16 protein-coding genes are annotated in these 25,303 nt (G+C 45.8%); 9 read left to right on the forward strand and 7 right to left on the reverse strand.

Features of this window, described 5'->3' with window-relative positions:
• A partial coding sequence (locus AC5JL3_RS02295) for a ShlB/FhaC/HecB family hemolysin secretion/activation protein (RefSeq protein WP_496072950.1) occupies positions 1-1,704 on the reverse strand: 1,704 nt, incomplete at its 3' end.
• A 106-nt stretch (positions 1,705-1,810) separates the two neighbouring features.
• Between AC5JL3_RS02295 and AC5JL3_RS02300 the strand changes: the two genes are divergently transcribed.
• The 7 genes from AC5JL3_RS02300 (at position 1,811) to AC5JL3_RS02330 (ending at position 13,400) form a co-directional block, all read left to right on the forward strand.
• The gene (locus AC5JL3_RS02300) at positions 1,811-4,576 is read left to right on the forward strand and encodes a CHAT domain-containing protein (RefSeq protein ID WP_496072951.1); all 2,766 of its coding nucleotides are present in this window, start codon (positions 1,811-1,813) and stop codon (positions 4,574-4,576) included.
• Between the two features lie 56 nt (positions 4,577-4,632).
• Complete coding sequence (locus AC5JL3_RS02305; protein WP_496072952.1) at positions 4,633-6,543, forward strand: RiPP maturation radical SAM C-methyltransferase; 1,911 nt, start codon at positions 4,633-4,635, stop codon at positions 6,541-6,543.
• 70 nt (positions 6,544-6,613) lie between these two features.
• Positions 6,614-7,297, forward strand: coding sequence for an iron-containing redox enzyme family protein (locus tag AC5JL3_RS02310; protein ID WP_496072953.1), 684 nt, complete (start codon positions 6,614-6,616; stop codon positions 7,295-7,297).
• A 115-nt stretch (positions 7,298-7,412) separates the two neighbouring features.
• Positions 7,413-7,670: a hypothetical protein gene (locus AC5JL3_RS02315; protein ID WP_496072954.1), complete on the forward strand. Its 258-nt coding sequence runs from the start codon at positions 7,413-7,415 to the stop codon at positions 7,668-7,670.
• Between the two features lie 150 nt (positions 7,671-7,820).
• Entirely contained in the window at positions 7,821-10,295 is a 2,475-nt protein-coding gene (locus AC5JL3_RS02320) for a filamentous hemagglutinin N-terminal domain-containing protein (RefSeq protein ID WP_496072955.1), read from the forward strand.
• A 15-nt stretch (positions 10,296-10,310) separates the two neighbouring features.
• Positions 10,311-12,386 (forward strand): CHASE2 domain-containing protein, encoded by a 2,076-nt coding sequence (locus tag AC5JL3_RS02325; RefSeq protein WP_496072956.1) that lies wholly within the window; start codon positions 10,311-10,313, stop codon positions 12,384-12,386.
• A 114-nt stretch (positions 12,387-12,500) separates the two neighbouring features.
• Positions 12,501-13,400 (forward strand): DUF928 domain-containing protein, encoded by a 900-nt coding sequence (locus tag AC5JL3_RS02330; RefSeq protein ID WP_496072957.1) that lies wholly within the window; start codon positions 12,501-12,503, stop codon positions 13,398-13,400.
• A 168-nt stretch (positions 13,401-13,568) separates the two neighbouring features.
• Here AC5JL3_RS02330 and AC5JL3_RS02335 read toward each other — a convergent pair whose 3' ends face one another.
• A complete protein-coding gene (locus AC5JL3_RS02335; protein WP_496072958.1) occupies positions 13,569-15,077 on the reverse strand; it encodes a pentapeptide repeat-containing protein in 1,509 nt (502 codons plus the stop codon).
• A 333-nt stretch (positions 15,078-15,410) separates the two neighbouring features.
• Between AC5JL3_RS02335 and AC5JL3_RS02340 the strand changes: the two genes are divergently transcribed.
• On the forward strand, positions 15,411-16,259 hold the full coding sequence (locus AC5JL3_RS02340; protein WP_496072959.1) for a M20/M25/M40 family metallo-hydrolase: 849 nt from the start codon (positions 15,411-15,413) through the stop codon (positions 16,257-16,259).
• Positions 16,260-16,424: 165 nt separating this feature from the next.
• On the opposite strand, the gene AC5JL3_RS02345 is transcribed toward AC5JL3_RS02340, so the two are convergent.
• The 3 genes from AC5JL3_RS02345 to AC5JL3_RS02355 form a co-directional block, all read right to left on the reverse strand.
• Positions 16,425-16,865 (reverse strand): hypothetical protein, encoded by a 441-nt coding sequence (locus AC5JL3_RS02345; protein WP_496072960.1) that lies wholly within the window; start codon positions 16,863-16,865, stop codon positions 16,425-16,427.
• A gap of 151 nt (positions 16,866-17,016) precedes the next feature.
• Positions 17,017-19,005, reverse strand: coding sequence for an alpha-amylase family glycosyl hydrolase (locus tag AC5JL3_RS02350; protein WP_496072961.1), 1,989 nt, complete (start codon positions 19,003-19,005; stop codon positions 17,017-17,019).
• An 89-nt stretch (positions 19,006-19,094) separates the two neighbouring features.
• Positions 19,095-20,015 (reverse strand): ribonuclease D, encoded by a 921-nt coding sequence (locus AC5JL3_RS02355; RefSeq protein ID WP_496072962.1) that lies wholly within the window; start codon positions 20,013-20,015, stop codon positions 19,095-19,097.
• A gap of 194 nt (positions 20,016-20,209) precedes the next feature.
• Between AC5JL3_RS02355 and AC5JL3_RS02360 the strand changes: the two genes are divergently transcribed.
• Positions 20,210-23,890: a hydantoinase B/oxoprolinase family protein gene (locus tag AC5JL3_RS02360; RefSeq protein WP_496072963.1), complete on the forward strand. Its 3,681-nt coding sequence runs from the start codon at positions 20,210-20,212 to the stop codon at positions 23,888-23,890.
• Between the two features lie 468 nt (positions 23,891-24,358).
• On the opposite strand, the gene AC5JL3_RS02365 is transcribed toward AC5JL3_RS02360, so the two are convergent.
• Both AC5JL3_RS02365 and AC5JL3_RS02370 read right to left on the reverse strand, forming a co-directional pair.
• Positions 24,359-24,811, reverse strand: a complete 453-nt coding sequence (locus AC5JL3_RS02365; RefSeq protein ID WP_496072964.1) for a nitrate reductase associated protein — start codon at positions 24,809-24,811, stop codon at positions 24,359-24,361.
• 20 nt (positions 24,812-24,831) lie between these two features.
• The gene (locus AC5JL3_RS02370) at positions 24,832-25,302 is read right to left on the reverse strand and encodes a phosphate-starvation-inducible PsiE family protein (protein WP_496072965.1); all 471 of its coding nucleotides are present in this window, start codon (positions 25,300-25,302) and stop codon (positions 24,832-24,834) included.
• Between the last annotated feature and the right edge of the window lies 1 nt (position 25,303).

The following is a 25,303-nucleotide window of genomic DNA, read 5'->3' on the forward strand; positions in this document are numbered from 1 at the left end:
ACTAGGGCTAAGAATTTGACCCTTGTTGTTCCAAGCTGTACCGATATCAAAGAAAGGAGCGAGTTGGATTGTGCCAATTCCATTTGAGTCACGAATAATGGGAAAGCGCACTTCCACTGAACCAACAACACCATTGTCAGCAACTCGTTGATTTTGGCGATAGCCTCGTACTGTATCAACACCACCGATACTAAATTGTTCAATGGGTAAGAGTGAGTCAAGGGAGAGTTGAGCGCCAGTACGGGCAACTAAAATTACATCTTCACCTAATGCTTTAACCCACTGAAACTGCCCTAACCAACTGATAAACTGGGCATCTGTACCACTGTCATTAACAGTTGCTCCCAAGGCATCTAATCCAAAACTAAATTGCGATCGCGCGGCTAAAACTTGGGTAGTTGAGCGATTAGTCCAGTCCTGGCTAAACCGCAGTGCTGTTATCTTGGACTTACCCTTTTCTGGACCCTCAGAAAATGAATAAGGAATATCATTGAGTAAAAATGTTTCACTTTGGCGCAAGTCAAGGGCGAGTGAGAGACTAAACTCACTTGTCGGAGTGAGAACAAGCGGTTGCCGAAAATCAAGGGAAAGGGTGTAAGACTCTGCCCTAATATCAAGATCGGAAAACGGGTCTTCAACAATTCGACTATCGTCATTGCTATAACTTAGACTCAGGGTGCCTTCACGGGGGTTTACGGGAATCCCGTAGCTGAGGTTATAGCTGTCGATGCCTTCAGCAATGCCATAACTAGCACTAAAGCGATCGCCAAAACCCAGTAGATTATTATGTGCGATCGCAACCGTCCCCCGCAATTCCCCAACACTCGGAGAATCACGATTTTCTACCACAACAGATGCTGTGATTGGCTGCGCCTCTGTGACATTGAGCGTTAGAATGCTCAATCCGGGTGCGCTTCCTGTTGAGAGTTCTGCTTGCACACTACGAATGAGGGGATTGTCTTGCAACAGTTGCAACGCTTCTTCTAAGCGGCGGAGATTGATCGGTGCGCCAGTCGCTAAGCCAATGCGATCGCGTATGTAGCTAGTTTGCAAACGCTTCAATCCCTGAATATCAATCGCTTCTATTGCCCCTTCTACTACCTGAATTCGCACCACACCATCCGTCAAATCCTGGGGTGGCAAAAATGCGCCAGATGTGGTGTAGCCTTGGGTTGTATATAAATCTGTAATGGCAGTGCGAATTGCTAAGAGTTCTTCAAACGTAGTCTCCTTCCCAATAAATGAGGCAACGGCAGTTTGTAGTTCGTCTGCGGAAAAGACTGTACTTCCCAACACCTCAATTCGTTCTACCTTGACGGTGACTCCTACTTCCGGTGGTGGAGTGAGTGGGAGTTCGGGTGGAGTCAGTGACGGTGATGGTGTGGGAGTTTCTGACGGTATGGCAGGTAGAGGAGAAAGCGTTGGACGAGTCGGTTCTAAGACTCCAGGAGGAATATCAGGATTAATCTGGGCTATTTGAGGAACGTGGAATTTCACGTCCGAATCTTGGACTGAATTCTCCCCCCTGTTTACGGGGGGCTGGGGGGGATCTGAATTTGATGGGGAAGTTTGAAAACACTCCCTAGAGGGTGGACAGGGGGGCACCGCCCTCACAAAATCATCATTCCCTAATTGAGCAAGTGCAACAGAACTCCAACTCAGGTACAACAAACCTGTACCCAGCACGATCACGTTAAGTCTCATGGGGCTGTTAACGATGACTATCCGAATTAAGAAATATCTGCATCTTTACGGACACTGTCCAATCTACTGAATAAAATACGATTATATTTCGTCAGATACTCGACTAATGTTCCAAAATTGGCGGTATTGGCATCGGTTTAGTGTTTTATGGCTAGCTAGTCTCGTTTTTTGCGTTGTTTTCCACACTTGCTCAACTGGGCAAGCCGAGCAACCAACTATTTTAGCAAGGCAAACCCTTGTGTCATCCATGCTGAATAAGGGTGTACAACCCTATAGTCCTACCGTTCAGCAAGGAATTGAACGCTATCAGGCTGGAAAATTCATGGAAGCGATCGCCCTATGGGAAGAAGCACTGCCTCAAATTTCTGAGGTAAAAGAAAGGGCGATTATTTACACTAACCTAGCGCTAGCTTATCGGCAAACAGGTCAACTAGATCGAGCGATCGCATATTGGGATGAAGCGATTAAAATTTACCGCTCTCAAGCCGATGCAACGACTCGCCAACTCTTAGCGGGACTGTTAACCGAGCAAGCACAAGCTTACAGCAGTTTGGGACAACATCGACGAGCGATTACTCTCTTAGAATCGGCAATTGAACTAGCACAGCAAAACCGCGAGCGCTTAACGGAATCGGCAGCGCAAGGAGCGTTAGGGAATGCGTACTGGGCTTTAGGTGACTATGAGAAAGCCTTGGCTGCTCATGAAACGACGTTGGAAATCGCCAGTGAATTGAATAATGTCAGTTACGTTGCCACAGCGTTAAATAACCTGGGCAATGTTTACGTGAGCAAAGCCCTTCGCTCTAGCTATCAAGCCAATGTTGCAGATTCAGAAGGTGATGAGAAAGAAGTTATCCGCTTAACCCAAGCGGCGACTCAAGATCGAGCTGAGGCAAGAACGTTTTTTGAGCAAAGTGTGCAAACGGCTAGAGGTGTAGCCGTGTTGGAAGAGGTTAGGGCATTGCTAAATCTCACTCACCTGTTAGAGGTGGGGAATGGGAAAGATTTACCCCAATCTCCTAACCAGGATTTGATTGAGAGTAATTGGAATCGGCTGAGGGAGTTGTTGAGTAATGCTCCAGATTCGCGAGAGAAAGCTTATGCTCTGATTAACCTTGCAGAGAGTTTTCGCCGTCACGAGTCTGTAGAAAGTCAGGAGTCTGTCCAGGTTTTAGAGCAAGCGCTGGCTGTTGCTAGAGCGATTGGGGATTCTAGGGCAGAATCCTTTGCCGTTGGTAGCTTGGGGAAACTGCAAGAAGACGCAGGGGACTATGCCAAGGCGATGGAACTAACTCGCACAGCTCAGTTTGCTGCTCAGCAAGTCAATGCGCCAGATAGCCTGTATCGCTGGCAGTGGCAAGCTGGACGGCTTCTCAAAAGCATGGATGCTCGTGAACAAGCGATCGCAGCTTACGAACAAGCGATCGCAACTCTGCAAAGTATTCGGGGTGACATTGTTGCCGCGAATCGAGAATTGCAATTTGACTTCACTGAACAAGTAGAGCCAGTTTATCGAGAGTTGATGGAATTGTTGCTTGAATCTCCTGAGGCTTCCGTTAACAGTCAGCTATCCAAGCCAAAATCGACTTCCAGACCTAACCCCCAGCCCCTTCCCTGCAAGGGAAGGGGAGCCGGAGTCATCGCCCCTCTCCGCATCGGAGAGAGGTTTGGGGAGAGGTTTGCTGACTGGTGTGTAAACAGTAGCCTTAATGAGGGACTAATCGCGCAGCAGAGGGTAAGGGCGAACCAAAGCCCTAAATCAAACGTGGAGAAAGTCGTCGATACCCTAGAACTTTTGAAACTAGCCGAGTTGCAGAACTTCTTTGGAGATGAGTGTGTGCAGGTTGCTCTGGCGGAAAGTGAAGGGAGTAGCAGTTTAACTGATATCAATACAGTTGTGGTGTATTCGGTGATTCTGAATAACCAAACCCAAATGATTTTGCGATCGCCTAATGGTTCACTCACGAATTATCGTGCGGCGATTAGCAAGCAGGAGATTGAGGCAGAAATTAACCAGTTGCGCTACTTCCTAGAATCACGGGCAACTGAAGAATATATCCCCAAGGTGCAGAAGATTTACGATCTCCTGATTCGCCCTATGGAAGCTGACTTGGCGGCAATCCAACCTACAACTCTCGTGTTCATCAACGATGGGGCTTTGCGAAAAGTGCCGATGGCAGCACTGCATGATGGGAAAGAATTTTTGATACAGAAATACCCGATTGCGATCGCACCAAGTCTCACTCTTACGGCTCGTAAGCCTTTGGATCACAGCAATTTAGAAGCACTGAGTCTGGGACTCACGGTTGAGCGATCGCCTTTTGCCCCTCTCACGAATGTCGAGGCAGAGGTAACAGCGGTGAATAAGATTTTAGGCGGTACTGAACTGCTGGATGAAGCCTTTACTCTCCCGAACTTGCAAGCACAACTGCAAAAAAAGAGTTTCCCCATTGTTCACATCGCGACTCACGGCAAGTTTGGTGTGGATGCAGAAAGTACATTTCTCGTAGGATTTGACCAACGAATTAGTATTGAGCAAATCGACAAACTTCTACGTTTTCGCAACGGCAGAAAATCTGTAGAATTGCTAACGCTGAGTGCCTGTCAAACCGCTACAGGTGACAACCGTTCAGCCTTAGGAATTGCTGGGGTTGCTGTTCGTGCAGGTGTTGAGAGTGCTTTAGCAACGCTGTGGTACATTAACGACGAAGCGACTGTTCCATTAATTGAGGAATTCTACAGCCAGTTGCGTCAACCGAATAGCAGCAAGGCAGAAGCTCTAAGAAATGCTCAAATCAAAATGATTACGGATGTAAACTACAACCATCCGGCTGTTTGGTCACCGTTTGTTCTTATTGGTAATTGGTTATAGAGGATAGTGTTCTTCTTCTCTAGTAGTCTTGATAATCTTCTCAGGGATAGCAAACCATGACAGTGCATCAACACCCAAAAGCCGACGTTGTATTTATCAATATGCCGTTTGGTCCTCTACTTCCTTCTATTGGACTGGGTTTATTAAAAGCGTCGCTTGCGCCTCTCAATATTTCAACAAAAGTTTGCTATTTTACACTCAGGTTTGCTCAAGAAGTTGGGGGTTCTTTTTACACGGAGATCACAGATGGTAGGAACGTTTCGATTTGCGATCTGGTGGGAGAATGGATATTCGCTGAGGCGCTGTTTGACTCAACTCCAGATAATGTAGAAAACTTCATTGAAGATGTGCTAAGGGGACGTTCTTCAGCACACAAAGAGGCATACCCTCAAATCAAGCCGCTTTCAGATAGCTTTATTCAGGAAATTCTTCAGGCGCGTCATTTAGTCAATGATTTTCTGAATCAATGCCTTAATGAAGTTCTTAGCTACAAACCTCGTCTAGTTGTTTTTACTAGCACTTTTCATCAGCACGTTGCCGCTTTGTCTCTGGCTAAGCGTATTAAAGCTCAGGCTCCTGATGTATTTATCGAATTTGGCGGCGCGAATTGTCAAGGCATTATGGCAATTGAAAATATCCGTCAGTTTCCTTTTATTGATGCGATTATGTCAGGTGAAGGAGACCAGGGATTTCCTGAATTTGTGCGTCGGGTTTTGGAGAACAAACCTGTAGCTGATTTGCAGGGAGTTTATACCCGCGACAACATTGAGTCTGCGAGTAATCATCTGAATATTAATGCACCTACTCTACATAATGTCGATGCTCTACCATTCCCTGATTATGATGATTACTTCTTAGAGTGGGAAACAGTTCGTCCTCATCTCAATGACAGCTATCAACCTCGACTACTATTTGAAACATCGCGAGGATGTTGGTGGGGAGAAAGACAGCATTGTACATTCTGCGGACTCAATGGAACGGAGATGGCATACCGGAGTAAGTCAGCGACTCGTGCTTTGGATGAATTAGTTTATTTAGCTGACAAATATCCGGGTTACTCCGTCTCTGTGGTCGATAATATTCTGGACATGAAGTACTTTAAAGACTTGATTCCAGAACTGGCTGAACGACAGCTTAACTTAGAACTGTTTTACGAAGTTAAGGCAAATCTGAGAAAGGAGCAAATTCGCCTTTTACGAGATGCTGGAATTACGATGATTCAGCCGGGAATTGAGAGCTTTAGCAATCATGTTCTTGAGATTATGCGTAAAGGCGTAAAAGGTTTACAGAACATTCAGTTGCTTAAATGGTGCAAGGAGTTTGGAGTGACTCCATTCTGGAATTTGTTATGGGGATTTCCCGGAGAAACGCCGGAGGACTACGCACGGATGGCAGAAATTGTTCCCTTGCTGACTCATCTGAAACCTCCCGAATCCGCTACAACTATCCGAGTTGATCGCTTTAGCCCGAATTTTGATCATCCTGAGCAGTTTGGCTTTGCAGAGATTATCCCTTATCCGGCTTACCATTATATCTATCCGTTTCCACCAGAAGTAGTAGCAAATTTGGCTTATTATTTCACCTTCAAATATCGTCAGCCACAAGATGTAGAGAGCTATACCAAAGTTATTAGAGAGCAGGTAGCTGTTTGGAAAGCAGCCTCTGAAACTAGCGCTCTTTATTCCATAGATAAGGGAACAAACTTACAGATTTGGGATTTACGTCCCGTTGCTAAGCAGTTTTTAGTCAATCTAACAGAGCCTCAACGAACACTTTACCTGGCTTGTGATGCCATTCGTTCAATGAATTCCTTACGGCAGGTGGCTAAAGAACAACTTAACCAAGAGATATCTGTCCCAGAAATCGAGGAAATTCTCCAACCTTTAATAGAAGGAGGGCTGATGCTTCGAGAGGATAATTCGCTTTTAAGTTTAGCCGTTCCTTTTAAGGAGGAACCAAATCCTTAAAGCCAAGCTTTGCTTCGTGAAGTCGAGAATCTGAACCTCAAGCATCTGAGTAGTTTACATTTTCATCCCTATGTTAAATATCCAAACTAGCGCCTCAAATAACAGCGCCAATGCTCTCGCTGACACCATCAAACCCTATCAAATTCTCCAAACTTTGAAGTGGGAAAACTTGCTCAATAAAAAGCAACGAGATGGATGTCTGCAATACTTTGTGCAGAGCTATTTGACGACCAAAGCTTCTGAGGCGTTGCTCAATTTTGCGGCTGAACAAGCTGTCTTACGGGATGATGAAAATCTTGCTCCTTTTATTGATTGGGCGAAAACCCATGCTCCAGAAGAAAAAGACCATCATAAATGGTTTTTAGACGATCTGATAGCCATTGGTTTTCGCCAATCTGAACTTGAGAACCTGATTGCTGATGAGGTAATCCTTGAAATGCTGGGGGTGCAATTTGCATTAATGGCTACAGCTCACCCTGTTTCGATTTTGGGATATGTATTTGTATTAGAGGGATATAATAGCTCATCTGCCGCTATCAATGAGATAGGACGAAGATTTTCGATTCCCGATGAAGGGTTGAGGACAATTTTATACCATGCAGAAGTAGACCAGGAACACCGCAAGCCAATAATAGAGTTGGTTGATCGCTATGGCTCAAACGATTTTTTGTATAGAACAATACTTAAAGCTGCGATCGCAACGTTACTAGGCTGGACTAAATTTTATACAAAGCTAGCGCAAAAAAATAACTAATACTTATTAAACTCCTGTTAGGAACAGATATTCCTTACGAAAAGTTAAAAGTTCTTGTCAGAAAAAGCTTTTTTATTTAAGCTCATTCAGTCTTTGAATATCTACCAGAGGGTTTATGACTGATATTGATCTAAACGAGGTAGCAAAAGCATTGCAAGAGCAGCAAGCGCGGGCAGTAGCTCTCGAAGCTGTTCTCAATAATGCCGCAGATATTGGCATTGAAGACGCTCTATCCAGGTTCGGATCAGCTTTGACAGATACAGAAAAAGAAATCCTAAGAACCCTTACTCCTGAAGAGCTAGCTTCTCTGAAATCAATTTTGTCTAAGCTCGGTACTCAGATGCTCTTTCAGTCAGTTGGAATAGCCTTTTAATCAAGGAATGTCTTGTTTGTCCCTATCTTTAGCCTCCAGACTAGTGTCTTACACTACTAGCGCTCAAACCAATAGCAACCACTATTAGACCTTAAAGCTATATGCCAGACTAATGACTTAGTAGATAGAAACTATTAAGTTGTATAAGGTATGAAGCTGACTCAAAGCCTGAGCGATACAGCCCCCAATGAGGCTAAAGGTGAAGTGTTGTCCAAACATTCAGCTTTTGAAAGAACACGTTGGCGGTTATTAGAGGTTACTACCGCTTTATTCCTGAGCCTTATTCCCTCTGGAAATGCAGTCTTAGCTCAGATTACACCAGATGTAACCTTGGGAGGTGAAAGCTCTACTATTCAACGTAATGTTTTAATCAACGGTCTTCCTAGTGACCAGATTGATGGGGGAGCAATTCGGGAGACAAACTTGTTCCACAGCTTTCTAGAGTTCAACGTTACGGCAGGACAGGGAGCGTATTTTACCAACCCAGCAGGGATTGAAAATATTTTCAGCCGTGTCACAGGAGGCAACCCTTCCAACATTTTTGGCACCCTTGGAGTTTTAGGCGATGCCAATCTCTTGTTGCTAAACCCGAATGGCATTATCTTTGGGCAAACTGCCAGTCTTGACTTAAACGGTTCATTTTTAGCAACAACAGCCAACTCTGTTGATTTTGCAGATGGCACTCAATTTAGTGCGTCCAGTCCCCAAACTTCGCCCCTGTTAACTGTAAATGTTCCGGTTGGACTGGGATTTGGTACTACACCCGGAGAGCTATTAGTACAAGGTTCTAATCTCCGGATGCCACCTGAAAAAACTCTGGCACTAGTTGGAGGTAACGTCACCTTACAGGGAGGGAATTTAATAGCACCAGCAGGACGAGTTGAATTAGGCAGCATTGCTGGCTCAGATTTTGTCAACCTGACTTCTATCCCTAAAGGTTGGGATTTGGACTATAGAGGAGTCCAAAATTTTCAAGATATAAAACTGTCTCAAGGCGCTTCCGTCAATACTAGCGGGGAGGGCGGCGGCGCTATCCAGGTACACGGTCGCAACGTTACGCTTGATGGTGAGTCGCGTCTCTTGTCGAACACATTGGGGTCGCAGCCAGGAGAGGGTATACAGATTGATGCCATTGAATCAGTCCAAATCACCGGATTAGGAACTTATGTAGCTGATGCAATTCCCTTCGCATTCGGCGATTTCGATCCTTTTGAATTGCGTAATGGCATCTTTACCCTAAGCCAAGGCTCTGGTAAGGCTGGAGATATTACGATCAACACGCGACAGTTCACGGCTACTAATGGTGCATTTGTTGCAAGCTATACATTCAAATCAGGGCGAGCTGGGGACTTAACGCTAAACGCCTCTGATGCCGTAAACCTCAGTGCTACAGGAATTTTCACGCTGGCTGGGCAGGAAGCAACTGGAGAGGAGGGGAATCTGCTAGCGATTAACACCGCTCAGTTAGTGATGCAAGATAATGCGATCATATCCACCACCACGTTCGGATCACGACAGGGAGGAAATCTTAGAATATTTGCTTCCGACTCCATAGACTTGATTAGTGGAACACCACTCACATTGGACAACGGTGTGTCTCTTCAAACAGCAATAGTTACCAATACCATCGGTGAGGGCAACTCAGGAAATGCATTGATATCTACTCAACGGTTGACGCTCCAGAACGGAGCTGCAATTCAAGCAGGAACGGCTGGTAGTGGGCTAGGTGGGAACCTAGAGGTAATCGCCACTGAGTCTTTAAGATTAACAGGTAGTGCCTTAGATGGCGCATTTCCTAGTTCTTTAGATGTCTCAACAATCTCATCCGGTCAGGGGGGAAACCTAGAAATTACGACTGAAAATTTGGTGATTGAGGATGGAGCTGGATTATTGGTACGTAGTTTGGCAGACGGAATTGCTGGCAATATCACGATAAACGCACAAAACATCCAGCTTCGCCATCAAAGTCAGATAACGGCAACGGCAGAAATTGCTAACCAAGGCGGGAATATTGAAATCAACACAGACACCTTAGTGGCTCTGGAAAACAGCGACATCACTGCCAATGCTCCCCAAGGTTCCGGAGGGAAAATTACCGTCAACGCCCAAGCCATCTTTGGTACAGAATTCCGTGAAGAACTAACTCCAGAGAGTGACATTACTGCCTTCGGGAAAACTCCTGAACTCAGCGGCATTGTCGAACTGAATACCCCAGATGTCAACGTCCAGGGCGACCTCAACCAACTAAATGCTAATTTTATTGATACCGAACAAGCGATCGCATCTAGTTGCCTCGCCCGTCGCAACGTCGAACAAGGTAGCTTCACCGTTACAGGCACCGGAGGCTTACCCCAAAATCCCTACGAAGCAATTAGCGGTCAGTATCAACTCAGTACAGTTCAAGGACTGCAACCACTTCCTCAACAACAAGCTTCTTCCTCAATCCCCAATCCCCAATCCCTACCTCCTACTTCCTGGAAACTCGGCGACCCGATTCAGGAAGCACGGGGCATGACAGTGACCAGAGATGGACGTATTATTGTGGGTACGATGCCTCAACTAGTCGCAACCGCCCAGCCTCAGGACTTAATCTGTAATAGCAGTGTTCAGGCTACAGAAAACTAATCACCTCCTCCTGCTATGAATCTCCGTCGCCTTTGGTCTGTTGTGTCACGGCTACCTCTTGCCCAGGTCAAAACGCCGTTGATGACGGCTCGTCACGACGAAGCAGCAGCACGTTCGGTAACAAAGCCAATTGATAAGGGTAATGACGATCAAGATGGCACAGCCAGACACCTCGCAACTCAGATCTGGGAATGGCGTGGTGTCTGGCTCATTGCACCAACCGTTGCCGGAATTGCGATCGCCTTACGCTTGAGTGGCAGCTTGCAACATTGGGAATGGGCAGCACTGGATCAGTTTTTTCGCTGGCGTCCCCTAGAACCGACAGATGAGCGCATTGTCATTGTCGGGATTAATGAAGCGGATTTAAAGCAGGCAAAGCAGTGGCCGATCCCCGATGCCATGCTTGCCCAGTTGTTAGAGAAAATCAAAGCCCAAAAACCAACGGCGATTGGACTTGACATTTACCGAGACTTACCCGTTAATCCCGGTTATCCGGCATTAAAAAAGGTTTTTGAGACAACCCCAAACTTAGTTGGCATTGAGAAGATTAACGACGAAGACCCAAATTCTGCGATCGCACCACCACCAGTCCTTGCACAACGAGGTCAAGTTGCGGCGAATAACTTGGTTGTCGATGCTGATGGCGAGTTGCGACGGGGAATGCTCTTTTTGGAAAAAGAGGGTCAAACTGTAGATTCCTTTGGCTTGCGCCTTGCTTGGTTTTATTTAGAAGCTCAAAAGATTTATTCTCAACCCACAACTAATGACCCCAGAGTTTTTCAGTGGGGAAAAGCGGTTTTTCGACCGTTTATTGCCAATGATGGCGGCTACATCAATGCCGATGGCGGTGGCTACCAATTTTTGTTGAATTATCGTGGCGCGGCTGGACAATTCCGTACGGTGTCGATGTCTGAGGTGTTACACGATCAGATTCCACAAGATTTGCTGAAGAATCGCATTGTTTTAATTGGTTCCACAGCAAGCAGTCTCAATGATTTTTTTTATACTCCTTACAGTGGTGATGAAATTACGACTGCTGCACGCACTCCTGGAGTTGAAGTTCAAGCCAATATCATTAGCCATATTCTCAGTGCTGCCCTAGAAGGGCGTCCTTCAATTAAAACCTGGTCTGAACCAATGGAAGGTTTGTGGATTTTTCTTTGGTCTTGTACGGGTGCTGTCGTGTGTTGGACGTTGCGAGATGTTGCTGGTGTGAGGAAGGTACTGTCTGTTTGGACAATTCTCGGCTTGTTAGTGGTTGGAGTTGGTTTAGTCGGGGGTAGTTACCTCGCCTTTTTAATCGGTGGTTGGTGGATACCAGTGGTGCCGCCACTCTTAGCGTTGTTAGGGTCTACCACGGCAATTACAGGCTACATCGCCAATGTTGAGTCGGAAAATCGGCAAACTGTCATGAATTTGTTTGGGCGTCATGTCACACCACAAATTGCCCAAGCGATTTGGCAAAATCGCCAGGAACTACTCAAAGAAGGACGGATTCGAGGTCGTCAGATGACGGCTACGGTGCTGTTTTCAGACCTTCGGGGATTTAGTTCTGTTGCGGAAGTGATTGACCCAGAAACCCTGATGTCTTGGCTCAATGACTATATGGAGGCGATGGCGCAGGTGGTTTTGAACCATGACGGCGTTATTGATAAATTTATGGGGGATGCTGTGATGGCGGTATTTGGTGTGCCGATTCAGCGTCTTACCACTGATCAGATCGCTTCAGATGCGATCGCGGCTGTCTCCTGTGCTTTAGCCATGGCAGAGCGATTAGATATACTCAATCACCAATGGCAGCAGGAAGGGCGCCCGAAAACAGCGATGCGAATTGGGATTGCGACGGGCAATGTGGTGACGGGTAGCTTGGGCAGTTCTCAGAGGCTAGACTACACCACCCTTGGAGATACCGTTAATATTGCAGCCCGGTTGGAGAGTTACGATAAATCGCTAGATGGTGGTGTGTGCCGAATCTTAATTAACGAGGAAACTTACCAATATATTAAAGAATATTTTTCTACAAAAGTCCTTGGTTCTATGATACTCAAGGGTCGTGAGCAGCCTACAGCAATTTATCAAGTTTTACGATAGTTTCGCTACTAGATTGTAGTAGCAGTTAAGATAGATTTCGATAATGAGGGTGAACTACTACAGTTACTGAAAATTATGTTAGGAAACTAAACTCGAAAGTAGCACTTAACCGATATGGCAACTTCCCAACAATTCGCCATTACCGTGGCAGGCACAGCCTTGCTCACTTCCGTGCAGCTACTTGGTTTTGTCAACGTGCCTTCAACTCTAGCTAGTGAACCCTTCAGGGATTTAGACTTAGTGCAAACTAGCGTTGCTAATCAGGTCGCTAAGACAAGTCCATTCCAGGAAACGGCTGTGCAGGGCAACAAAACCCTGTTGCTAAGTCAAGCCACAGGCTCACGAATGCGTTATGTTCCGCCAGTTGCGAGGAACCCACGACGAAGCCAAGGATCGGGTTCACGCGGTTGTAATGAGTCTTTACCAGGAGACTTAGTAACGCTGTTGATTCCGTCCAAGGATTACACCGCACAAACCACATTAGGACATCCAACCTTCTTCTGGCACCTGTCGCAAGCTGTATCAGTACCGATGAAGTTCAGCTTGGTAGAACCTGGAGTTGCTCAACCCGTATTTGTCAAACAGATTGACTCACCCCAAGCTGGGATTGTACAGCTAGAACTTCCCAAAGACCGACCAGAACTTGTAACGGGAAAAATCTACACTTGGTCTGTTACCGTGGTTTGTAACGCGAAGCGCCCTTCGGCAAATCCCTATTTTTATAGCTGGATTGAGCGCGTACCGATACCACCCGCTTTGGAGGAGCAATTGTCAGCTAATGGGGCTAACACTCGTGCAACGATGGGGATGAGGGCAACAGAGTCATCTTTGGCAGTCCGCGATCGCGCAGCCGTTTATGCCCAAGCCGGACTCTGGTATGATGCCCTCGCTCTGATCGCTACTCAAAGCCCGAATTCCAGGATTTCTCTATCCGAAGATTTTCTCACCCTCCTCGACCAAGTGGGCTTAAGTAAAGTGACCAAGCAAACGCGGCAAAGTCTTGCCAAGCGCTAAGCTTTTGAAGTCTTTCAATATCAAGGTAAGTCTTCCTTATTACCCTTTAGCCCTTGATAGCATAAAGCTATCAGCTTTTTTGTTTCCTGGCTCTTTCTACGCAAGTTTCACACACCTCCCGCTGTACCTCATCTTTCCAGGAAACCGCTATATTTGCTCCTAACCGTATTAGTCTACTTCCAGATAGCCTTCCAAAGCTGCCATTAAAACATTAACTAGAGGATGATCAACTAGCTTTTTCAAGTCTTGAGTGTCAAATTCGTTTACAATCCGCACCACCCATTGTTTCAAAGCTGGATTGCTCTCAATTTTCTTAACAACTTCAAGTACTACCATCTGTTTTTCTAATGGCGTACTAGTAGGATAATTTTGCTCTAGTTGTTGTAGTAACTTCTGAATTCTCGCTGCTGTTTCTCTTAGGTTTTGAGTTTGCCTAGATATGTAATCGTATTGAATAGAGAGCTGGCTGTTGCTAACTTGGATGGGATTAGCAAAGCGGACAAGATTACTACCCGACTGACCATTGATAGAAGCATCTGATACTGTTTTATCTTCTGTTAAAGCTTTAATCTCAACATTAATCGGGTTCATCGCCATTACTCTAACAATTTCCGTCAAGTCTGCACATTGCTGGCGATAGAGAGCTATCTGTTCATAACTGGCTTGTAACTGATATCGATATTCCTTATCTATCGATTTCAGTGCAGATTCATACTCTTGTCTTAGGTGATTTTCGATATCTTCCTTATTCACCTCAGGGTTAACATTTATCCGAATAATAAAAGCACCATTAGTCCTATTTTCAAGTGATTGAAGAGATAGTCCTAAAGTACTGCTCTCAATTTGTAGCTTTTGAAAAGCAACGAAAAAAGCTCTCCAGTCAATGCCATTTTGGAATATCAAATCAATGGTTTCTAAAGCTTTTTGAAATAACTTTGTAAATTCTCCTGGTGCAAATTTTCCCTGAGTTGGTGTGCGTTCCTGTTGCTCAGCTCCTAGGTAGACATAATCACAAATTACATCCTCAAGATTGGTCGTACTGTTGGTATGCCAATCTTCTAAGCAAGCTCCCGTTAAGGTAGCTTTGTTGAAATTGGTATCTAGTGCTTTTGTCCTTTGAAGGTTTGCTCCTGTGAGGTTGGCTCCTGTGAGGTTGGCATCCTTGAGGTTTGCTCCCTTGAGGTTTGCCTCCTTAAGGTATGCGCCGCTGAGGTTAGCACCAGTGAGTTTTGCTCCACTCAAATTTGTCCCACTGAGTTTTGCTCCAATGAGTTTTGCGCCAACGAGGTCGGCTCCACTCAGATTTGCCTTGCTAAGGTCAGCTCCACTCAGATACGCCTCAGTTAAGTTGGCTCCAATGAGATTACTTCCAATCAGGTCAGCTCCACCCAGATATGCTTCACACAGGTTTGCCCCAATCAAGTCAGCCTCACTCAGGTATGCTTCTTTGAGGTGTGCCTCGCTTAAGTTTGACCCTATCAAGTCAGCGCGACTGAGATCAGCTCTACTTAAATCAGCGCGACTGAGGTCTACACCACTAAGTTTTGCCTCCCTGATAATTATCCCACTGCCTGTCGCAAAGCTGAGATCAGGTCTTATATCAGGGTTATTTGCCTTCCACTCATTCCAAGCCTCTACCCCTTGCCTGAGCAAAGCAAGATGTTCCTCATTTGCCATCTAGCGCAAGCCCATCAGCTTTATCATTTATTGCAACTAACCTAGCGCTTTCTTTACTAAAAGAGGAGCTACCACTATATCTGAAATTTGATACAGGAATAGTTATGCTACTCTCCACCTGGTCACAGCGTTAGTGTTTACTGAGAATATAGCTGATTTCTTTCCTATATAGCAGAACGCCGTCAGCTTGTCGCGTATCAGCTTTTTCGTTTTCCTTGCTGTATCTAGGTCTATGGGCTTAATTCACTCTAATTGTGGCAAAAGCGATCGCACTTGTGCTGGATGCTGACACTCCTTAACTCACACTACCCATAACAACAGGAGAAGCAAATCTTGGACTTAAAAGAATCTCTGCACACACACCTGACGCAGATAGTACGCGATCGCGATCCCTATCTTGCAAAAGCTGGGCATTCTTATGTGCAGCACTACATACGCCAAGAGTTAGAACAATGGGGAGAAATCAAAACCCACGAATTTACAATTCGCGGGCAAACCCATCAGAATTTCATCCTCAATCTTCCTGCAAACGCCACTAGTCGCCGTAAACAGAAACCGCCAATATTAATTGGTGCTCATTATGACGCTGTGCCTGGAACCCCAGGTGCCGATGATAATGCAACAGGTGTTGCTGCCTTGTTGGAGTTGGCAAAAGCCTTCGCAACGGAACCCGCCAATTACCCAATCCAGCTAGTAGCATTTGATATGGAAGAATACGGCTTACTCGGAAGCGCTCAATATGCGGCTGACTTGCGGCAACAACAGCAGCCATTACGCCTGATGCTTTCTCTAGAAATGCTGGGTTATTGTAATCAGGCTCCTCACTCGCAACGTTACCCAGCCGGATTGGAACGGTTCTACCCAAATCGTGGTGATTTCATTGCGTTGATTGGTAATTTGCCGACAATTCCTGACTTAATTCACCTCAGTCGTAGTATCCGTAACGCTGGAGTACCGAGTGAGTGGTTACCTGTACCAAATCGGGGTTTAATGGTTAGCCAGACACGACAGAGTGACCATGCCTCATTTTGGGACAAGGGTTATCGAGCAATGATGGTAACGGATACGGCATTTATGCGAAATCCCCACTATCACAAGGCAAGTGATGCGATCGCAACTCTTGACTTAGACTTTCTTACTGGCATTACACAGGGTTTAGAACGTGGAATTCGCTCTCTTTGAAGAAAAATTAGTACCATGAAACCAACCTAAACAGAGTGCCCTCTGCCTTCTTCTAGGCTTTCTGCGATAAAAACGAGAAGGACGCAACTAGGCATCCTTCTTTACCTCAAATCTAAGGTAGTTTGAGGAATTTGTTTGTAGTCCATCAAAATTAACTTGGTGCAATTAGCCTATTTTCTGCCTTGCCTCTTCACTCTGTTGAATAGAAGAACGGACATCATTAAGTGACCAATCCTTTTTCAAGGTCTTGGTAAAGGTCTTCAACCCGTTCTTATCAACATCGCGACCAAGTATTTCCTGATAAATGCGGTTCAGGGCAAGTCTAGCTTCATCACTTTCAGCAATTTCACGGCGAATGTTTCTCAGGGTACTTCTACTTAGTTCCTGAGACCATGCCCTTAAGCCTTCGGGTTCGGCATCGCGCCCCAAAACTTCACGATAAATTTTGTTAATTTCTGCGCTTCGATCAGATTTTTTGCAAAAGACCACTACATTCCTGATCGAAAGCATTTCCTCACACGTCTGCGCGTTTGCTGAGCCTACCGAGAAGGCAGGAATCAGGAAGGTGGTCGTGATTGCAGTAGTTGCAAGCATTCCTAGTTTCATTGTCTTTACCTATGAGGTTAGCTACCTGTCATTGGTATTTATATATTCTATGAGTTTCTACTAACAGCTTCTACCAGGTTGGTTGATTTGATACTCAAGTACCTCCTGCTAAAGAAGCATTCCATCAGGAAAATCAGTTGATTCCGTCTCCCTAGATTAATGTGTAAACTTTTGCTTCCCAAGGAAAAATTGGTTCTCTACCCACCTGGGCATCAGGAACTACTCGGTCTTGCGTGACTTCTCGCCATTGCTTATGGGCGGGTTTGCTAGGCCAGTTTGGAATTACATATTCAGCTTCATTGGGCGTACCGTAGTCAGAAAAATTCGCCACAACAACCACGAACTCTTCCCCCTCACCTCGCTGCCAAACGACAACCCGTTTCCCTTCAGTGAAATCAGCATGAATAAACTGGGTGTCATTCACCGCTAAGGCTTTGACGCTTGTCCGCAAGTGAACCAGTCTCGCTACATAATCAAAGATGTCTTTACGCCAATCATCCTCTAAGCGGGCGTAGTTAACCGGGTCAACTTGTTTGTCTTTGACTTCATCGGGTGAAAGGTCATGTTTGTCAGCGAATTCTTCACCCGCAAAAATCATGGGAATCCCGACGGCTGTAAGCAGACATACAAATGCAAGTTTGATGTGTTTTTCTTTGTGGACAATTCCGTTATCTTCCAGGTAGTTGTAGAGGCGTTGATTGCCAAAACCTTCCACATCATGAGACGTAACGTAGTTCACTGCTTGAGAACCATCGCTGAACCCTAAGAGGCGGCAGTCAATGAGTTTGCGAACACTCCATTCAAAGCTAGGTTCGTCACCAGCACTCTTACCTAAGATTACTTGTCGCAAGATGTGCTTAAATCGTTCGTTCCACAACCCATCCAATCGATTTTGCTGGACTAGGGCAAGAGGTACACTTAACTCTTCGCCAACAACGAGGAAGTCTTCACCTTTTCCCCCACGTTCTACCCAAAGCGCTCGCGCATAATCTTTGAACTCCTGCAAAAAGTCGTAGCTACCTGTATTGTTGACACTATCCAACCGCAGTCCATCCACTCGGTAGTAATCAATCCAGTGGGCGATGTGGAGTTTCATATACTCACGGGCAGGCACAAAGCGATCGCGTTTTCCTGTAATTGGGTGATAGCCCTCCACGTAGTAGTTGTACTTAAACAAATCTCCCCCAAAACCTTCTCGGCTACCTTGTTCTGGGTCGCTATTACCATAGTGAATGTAAAAATCTGAAAAATTAATGTTGTTATAAGGATTATTTCGGGAGAATGCCATCACCGCATCATAAAAAAAGCGCACTCCCTGCTGATGACACGCCTTAATCAGTTCTACTAAATCAGTCGAAGCCGTAGGTGCAGCTTGGGAATCTGGGTGTCCCAAGTTAAAATCTGCTGCAAAATAGTTTGCTGTCCCATAACCCCATTTCAGATTGTCATCACTATCCGCTGGGGGTAGGAGTTCCAAAGCATTAACACCCAACTCAACAAGATGAGCATGACCCTTGTCTAAAGCATAAATACTTGGAAAATCAGGAGCAATTTCTTCTGTATTCAACAACGACAGCACATCGCGAAACGTACCCGTTCCAATTGCTTTCTCTCCCTCAGCCTCAATCCGAGTCCAGCGAGTCGGTAACTCGTAAATTACTAACTGAGTATTGTTGGGTAGCCTATCTACAGGCGCATCCCCTTCCCAATTTGCCGTTTGTCCCTCTGGGTCACAAGCAATTAGTAGACCATCTTGATACAGCACAACACTAGCAGGGTCATCACTCGTTGTTCCATCAGTCTGTGCAGCATCGGGGGCACTAACGCGGCGGTCAACAGTCCAGGCTATCGGGTCTGTGCAGTAAAGAATATAGGGCGTACTGTTGTAAACATTAGTATTTTGTACCTTAAACCAGTAGAAATAGACCTGTCCTGACGTTAAACCACACTCTTGTGCTGGAATCTCCCACAATTCAAGGTATTGCTCAGATTGGTTTAGGGGAATTTCTCGAAAGTTCTCAAATGATTGTAAATTCCCAGTTTGGAAGTTACCAATGTACAAAGTAGGAGCAGGTTCTAATGCTCCAGGACGCCACAGAACAAAGTGAGTCTGTTTACGGCTTAACAAATCAGCAAGCATAGCACCCATCTCCGGAACTAAAGTAGTCCGCTATGAATGTTAAAGCCAATATGGAACTTTGTTGTGGAAATAAGTATTAAATCTCTGTGCTAAAACGGTAGTTCCTCATCATTCTGGTCTTTGGCTGAGAGCCGCCAATTCGTGGTTACTTCCTCTTCTACTTGCAGTTGTTCAATCATGTCGCCCAGTTCTTTCTGAAGCTTTTGTGTTAAGGCAACAGGAAAATCTAGCTCAATTCCCTTCGCTTGTGCCAGCTTTGCTAGTTGGTCAAACTGAACTTTCTTACTAGTTCGGTGGTAACTCGACAGCTCAAAAACCCCTGTTTCTGATACGTTTTGCGCTTGCATTGCTTTTTTCAGACGTTCTTGGAGATGTGTCATTTCTGTATCAAGCAGCTTCCATTGATAGGCAATCTGCTGATAGCGATCGCTAAGTGCCGTTAAATCTTCTGTCGCTGGATCGGGTTCAGTGCGCCGATTCAGCTTCAGTAGTTGTTGATGCACATGCGCTACATAAATTGCGTCCATTTTAGCGTAATGAAGCTGACTAGCTGTTAGGGGACGCACCCCCCAGTCACTAGTTTGCTCTGTTTTATCCACGGGTGGAAAGTAGCATAATTCTTCTGCTAAGGTTTTGAGTTGCAGATTGCGGACTTGCAACAGGTAGTAGGGAATTTTTTTTGCAAGTTCTAATGTGCAGGTAACATTTTGAGCTTTGGTTTTGCCCAATAACTTTAAGTCATAACTGGCATTGTGAAAGACTTTTTCAACAGCAGGATTCACAATGATTTTGTCAACAAAATACTCTATCAGTTCTGGGTGATTAAGAACATCTAGGATAGAAACATGTTCACCCGTTAAATCAGTAGGGTCATCTAAGACTTGAATTAAAGATACTTTAGGTTTGCGAGTTTGATGGTCTGCAACTTCTGTATCAATCCAAAGGATTGGTGATTGAGCATACCTAGCCATCAAATTTTGGATATCTTTTGAATTGGTTAAATAAGGCATTGGAGTCTAAACCCTTGACGGACTGACAGCGTAGGTGCAAGACCCACGTTTAAACGCAACTCGGTATCAAGCTGGGGTTAACCTGACTTCTAGCTTCTCACAAGCGCGTAAGACGAAAGAATATCAGGGACACCCATGCTGATTCATCATTGTAACTATGAGCTAAATTGCATCAACTTCGACAGAGGCACTCCATGAATGCATCTTCACCTGGAAATAACCGTTGGCAATTCTGGATTGATCGGGGAGGAACCTTTACTGATATCGTGGCGCAGCGTCCGGATGGGCAGTTAATCATTCACAAGCTGCTGTCGGAGAACCCGGAACGCTACACCGATGCGCCAGTGCAGGGGATTCGAGAAATCTTGGGGATTCCTGCTGATGCCCCGATTCCGGCTAAGCAGATTGAAGTGGTGAAGATGGGGACGACAGTAGCGACGAATGCGCTATTGGAACGAAAAGGGGATGCCGTTGTCCTTGTAATCACCAAAGGTTTCCGAGATGCGCTGCGTATTGGCTATCAAAACCGCCCGGATATCTTTGCTCGTCAGATTATCCTGCCAGAAATGCTGTATGAGCGGGTGATTGAGGTAGAGGAACGCTATAGCGCTCAAGGTGAAGAGTTAATTCCTGTCAATCTTGAGGAAGTTAGGAAGTCTTTGCAGGAAGCTTACGAGGCTGGAATCCGCAGTTGTGCGATCGCTCTTATGCATGGCTACCGCTATCCAGCTCATGAGAAGGAAGTAGCCACCATAGCATTAGAGATTGGTTTCTCTCAAGTTTCAGTATCCCATGAAATTAGCCCCTTGATGAAGCTAGTGAGCCGAGGCGATACCACTGTTGTGGATGCCTATTTATCGCCGATTCTGCGCCGCTATGTAGACCAAGTTGCGGGTCAGTTAGGTGGGGTAGGAACACCGGATGCTGTGTCTTTGCAATTCATGCAATCCAATGGTGGACTGACAGATGCTACAGCGTTTCAAGGGAAAGACAGTATTTTATCGGGTCCTGCGGGTGGAATTGTGGGGGCAGTGCAGACAAGTGCGATCGCAGGCTTCCAAAAAATCATTAGCTTTGACATGGGTGGCACGTCTACCGATGTCGCCCACTACAACGGGGAATATGAGCGCACCTTTGAGACAGAAGTAGCAGGTGTGCGATTGCGGACACCGATGATGTCGATTCACACCGTAGCGGCAGGTGGTGGTTCAATTCTACAATATGATGGGGCGCGTTATCGGGTGGGTCCAGAGTCAGCCGGGGCAAATCCTGGCCCTGCGTCTTACTCAAAGGGTGGCCCTTTAACCGTGACAGATGCCAATGTGATGGTGGGGAAGTTGCAGCCGGAGTTCTTTCCCAAAGTGTTTGGTTTGAATGGGGATTTGCCGTTGGATGCTGAGGTGGTACGGCAGAAGTTCCAGCAACTGGTGGCAGAAATCGGGGATAATCGGACACCGGAACAGGTGGCGGCTGGATTTCTTGCGATCGCAGTTGAGAAAATGGCAAATGCGATTAAGAAAATCTCCCTTCAGCGTGGCTATGATGTTTCGGACTATACCCTTTGCTGTTTTGGTGGTGCAGGTGGGCAACACGCTTGCTTAATTGCTGATGCTTTGGGGATGAAGCAGGTATTCATTCATCCGTTTGCTGGAGTGTTGTCGGCTTACGGAATGGGTTTGGCAGATGTGCGGGTGTTGCGAGAACGAGCAGTAGAAGCCAAACTTGATGAGGATTTAGTCAATGTAGGGGCGCAAGGCGTTGCGCCCTTACCGCAGTTGTTGGAAGAGTTAGCGACAGAGGCAAAGCAGGAATTACACCTCGACAACACTAAGGGCGAGGAAGAAATTCAACTCTTTCAAAGGGTTCACCTCCGATATGAGGGGACAGATACAGCGTTGATTGTCAGTTTCGGCAATGTTGCCGCGATGAAGCAGCAGTTTGAAGCAGCGCATCAGCAACAGTATGGTTTCATTGCACCAGAGAAGGGGTTAATTGTTGAGGCAGTTTCAGTTGAGGTGGTGCAAAAGACGTTTACCGCAGAAGAACCAGTCATTGAGCGAAAGACAGAGGCTAACCCAGAACCCGTTGCAACCGTTCAGATGTACACCACAGGTGCGTGGCACGAGACACCCGTCTTTCAGCGAGAGGATTTACAACCGGGAGATTGTATTTCTAGTCCGGCTTTGATTATTGAAGCAACGGGTACAAATGTTATTGAACCCGGTTGGCAAGCTGAATTAACGCAGCGCAATCATTTAGTCCTAAAGCGAATCAAACCCCTAGATGAGAGTGTAGAAGTCGGCACTAACGTCGATCCAGTATTATTAGAAATTTTCAATAACCTATTTCGCTCAATTGCGGAGCAAATGGGAATTACCCTGCAAAATACCAGTTCCTCTGTCAACATCAAGGAACGCTTAGATTTCTCCTGCGCCATCTTCGACCAACAGGGACAGTTAGTTGCCAATGCACCCCATATTCCTGTACATCTAGGCTCAATGAGTGAAAGCGTGGGTAGTTTAATTGAAGCCTACGGCGACACTCTCAAACCAGGAGATGTTTATGTGCTAAACAACCCCTACAACGGCGGCACTCACCTTCCCGATGTCACCGTTATTACCCCAGTATTTGTTGCAGACTCCCCCACTTCCTCCATCTCCTCATCTCCCCATGTCCCTCTCTTCTACGTCGCCTCACGAGGACACCATGCAGACATCGGCGGCATTACCCCTGGTTCAATGCCTCCTACTAGTACAACGGTTGAGCAAGAAGGGATATTACTAGATAACTTCAAGTTAGTTGAGCAAGGACATTTTCGGGAAGAGGAACTACGGCAATTACTCTCATCTGGCACTTATCCCGTCCGGAATCTGGAGCAAAACATTGCAGACTTGCAAGCTCAAATTGCGGCAAATGAACGCGGTGTGCAAGAGTTGCGGCGGATGGTAAAGCAGTACTCTTTGGAGACTGTGCAAGCCTACATGGGTTATGTGCAGGATAATGCAGAGGTATCGGTACGACGTGCGATCGCATCACTCAAGGATGGTAGCTTCACCGCTAAGTTGGATGATGGTAGTCAAATTCAGGTAACGATTACCATTGACCGCAATAATCGCACTGCCAAGATTGATTTTACTGGCACGTCTCCTCAGCTACAGAGTAATTTCAATGCACCATCTGCTGTTTGCAAAGCAGCAGTTCTCTACGTCTTCCGCACCTTGGTAAATGACGATATTCCTCTCAATGCAGGTTGTCTCAAACCTCTGGAAATCATCATTCCCGAAGGCTGTATGCTCAATCCCCGTTATCCTGCCGCCGTAGTTGCAGGAAATGTCGAGACTTCCCAAGCAATTACCGATGCATTGTATGGTGCGCTGGGAGTGCTGGCAGCATCTCAGGGAACGATGAATAACTTCACCTTCGGCAATGGACGCTATCAATACTATGAAACCATCTGTGGGGGTTCGGGTGCTGGTGCTGATTTCGATGGCACCGATGCGGTTCACACTCACATGACTAATTCTCGCTTAACTGACCCCGAAGTGTTGGAATGGCGGTTCCCCGTTCTCCTGGAAAGCTTCGGAATTCGTCCTAATAGTGGCGGTAAAGGGGAACATCACGGTGGAAATGGGGTTATTCGTCGCTTACGTTTCCTCGAACCGATGACAGCAGCAATTCTCTCCAGTCATCGCGTTGTCCCTCCTTATGGTTTGCAAGGGGGTGGATCGGGTGCTTTGGGACGTAATTATGTTGAACGTAGTGATGGAACAGTGGAGGAATTAGGCAGCACTGCTGTTGTGGAGATGAAGGCAGGAGAGATGTTTACAATTGAAACACCTGGAGGCGGAGGTTATGGTTCGCAAGCAAAGCTTTAATCCAAAATCCACCTCCCTACCCCCCTTGTAAAGCGACGGTGTATACAAAAGTCTTTCTCGCCCCCTAAATCCACGCCAGGTGCTCTACTTGGGGAGACTCCAGGACCGCACTGGTTCCCCAATTCTGGGGGACTTTGAACTCCGGTCTACCAGTATGATGCTGTAACTGAGTTTTGGAGTGCGATTAGACAGAAGTTGGACTGGTAGCGATCGCACTTCATCAATTAAGATAAACTTCATTTTTTGAAGGTAAATAGAAATACCCGGAAAAGTTTTTCCGATTCTTCAAGATAGTCGGAAATCAAATTAGATAAAACTGTAGGGGCGCACAGCTGTGCGCCCCTACAGGAGGAAACGTTGCAAGAAGCCCTCAAGACTCTGACGCGCCACGATGTAGTTCAATAGTACGAGGGTTCCTGGCGCATCATTGTTGAACTCTTCCGTCGTTGGGTTTTGCAATCTTGTTGATTAAACTAACTGAAACTCCTTGAGGGCAGGGAGGAAGTTTTTATTTTCATGGCTAGGACGGCTAAGTTTAATCAGTGCAAAACGTTGAGTGGATGTTAGGGATGCCCAGTGTTGTGATGTTAAAGATACACCTAATTCTTGGACTTTCTCTTGAACAGTCGGTGGAATTGTTGTTGCATCCATCCATGCCGGATTATCTTCAACAGGAAGGTCAGATGCTGGTGTACCAGTATGGTTTATCACCAGATTTTGTATATATTCTCGATAGGTTTGAATTTCTTCTGCTGTTGTACAAGGCTTCTCTACAAGTTCCTGACGCTCTTCCTGTGTAAACTGGTGCCAGTGCGTTAACTTGAGTTTTGTACCACAGGTATCTAATTTCATCCGTACTTGCATGGGGATGCAGCGTAGGGAATCAACAAAATCTGCTTCAAATTGAAAGAAATTAGTCATAAGATTAAACGCTTTACTACTCAGTGATTTTTGACATTAGCCTGTCGCATGAGCCAATAACTAATTGAAAGAGAGAGAATCGCTACTGACAAGCCAAGCAATTGTCCTCCAGAAACTTTTTCAAAATCCAGAATGATAATTTTACGAGCGCCAGCAATCAAAGCTGTGATAAATACCAATTCAACCTGAACTACGTGCTTGCGTAGGTAAGCGGTGATATTTTCCATTAGTTCCAAGGCAATCAAGACATTCAAAAATAGTCCGAAAACTTCAAGGATGAATGACTTTTCAGAACGAACTTCTGGAGAAAGTGTGAATAGTGCTATTACTAAATATACACCGAGGTCAAAGACAGTGAATATTAGTACTAGCACCATTGCTAGTGAGAGAAGCTTGGCAACCAGGCTTTCTGTTCTATCGAGAAAATGGAGAAAATTTTCAACCCCGGTAACACTCTCAAGTCGCTTAGATAATTTCTGAAACCACCGCATC

Source organism: Symplocastrum torsivum (genome assembly GCF_059505465.1).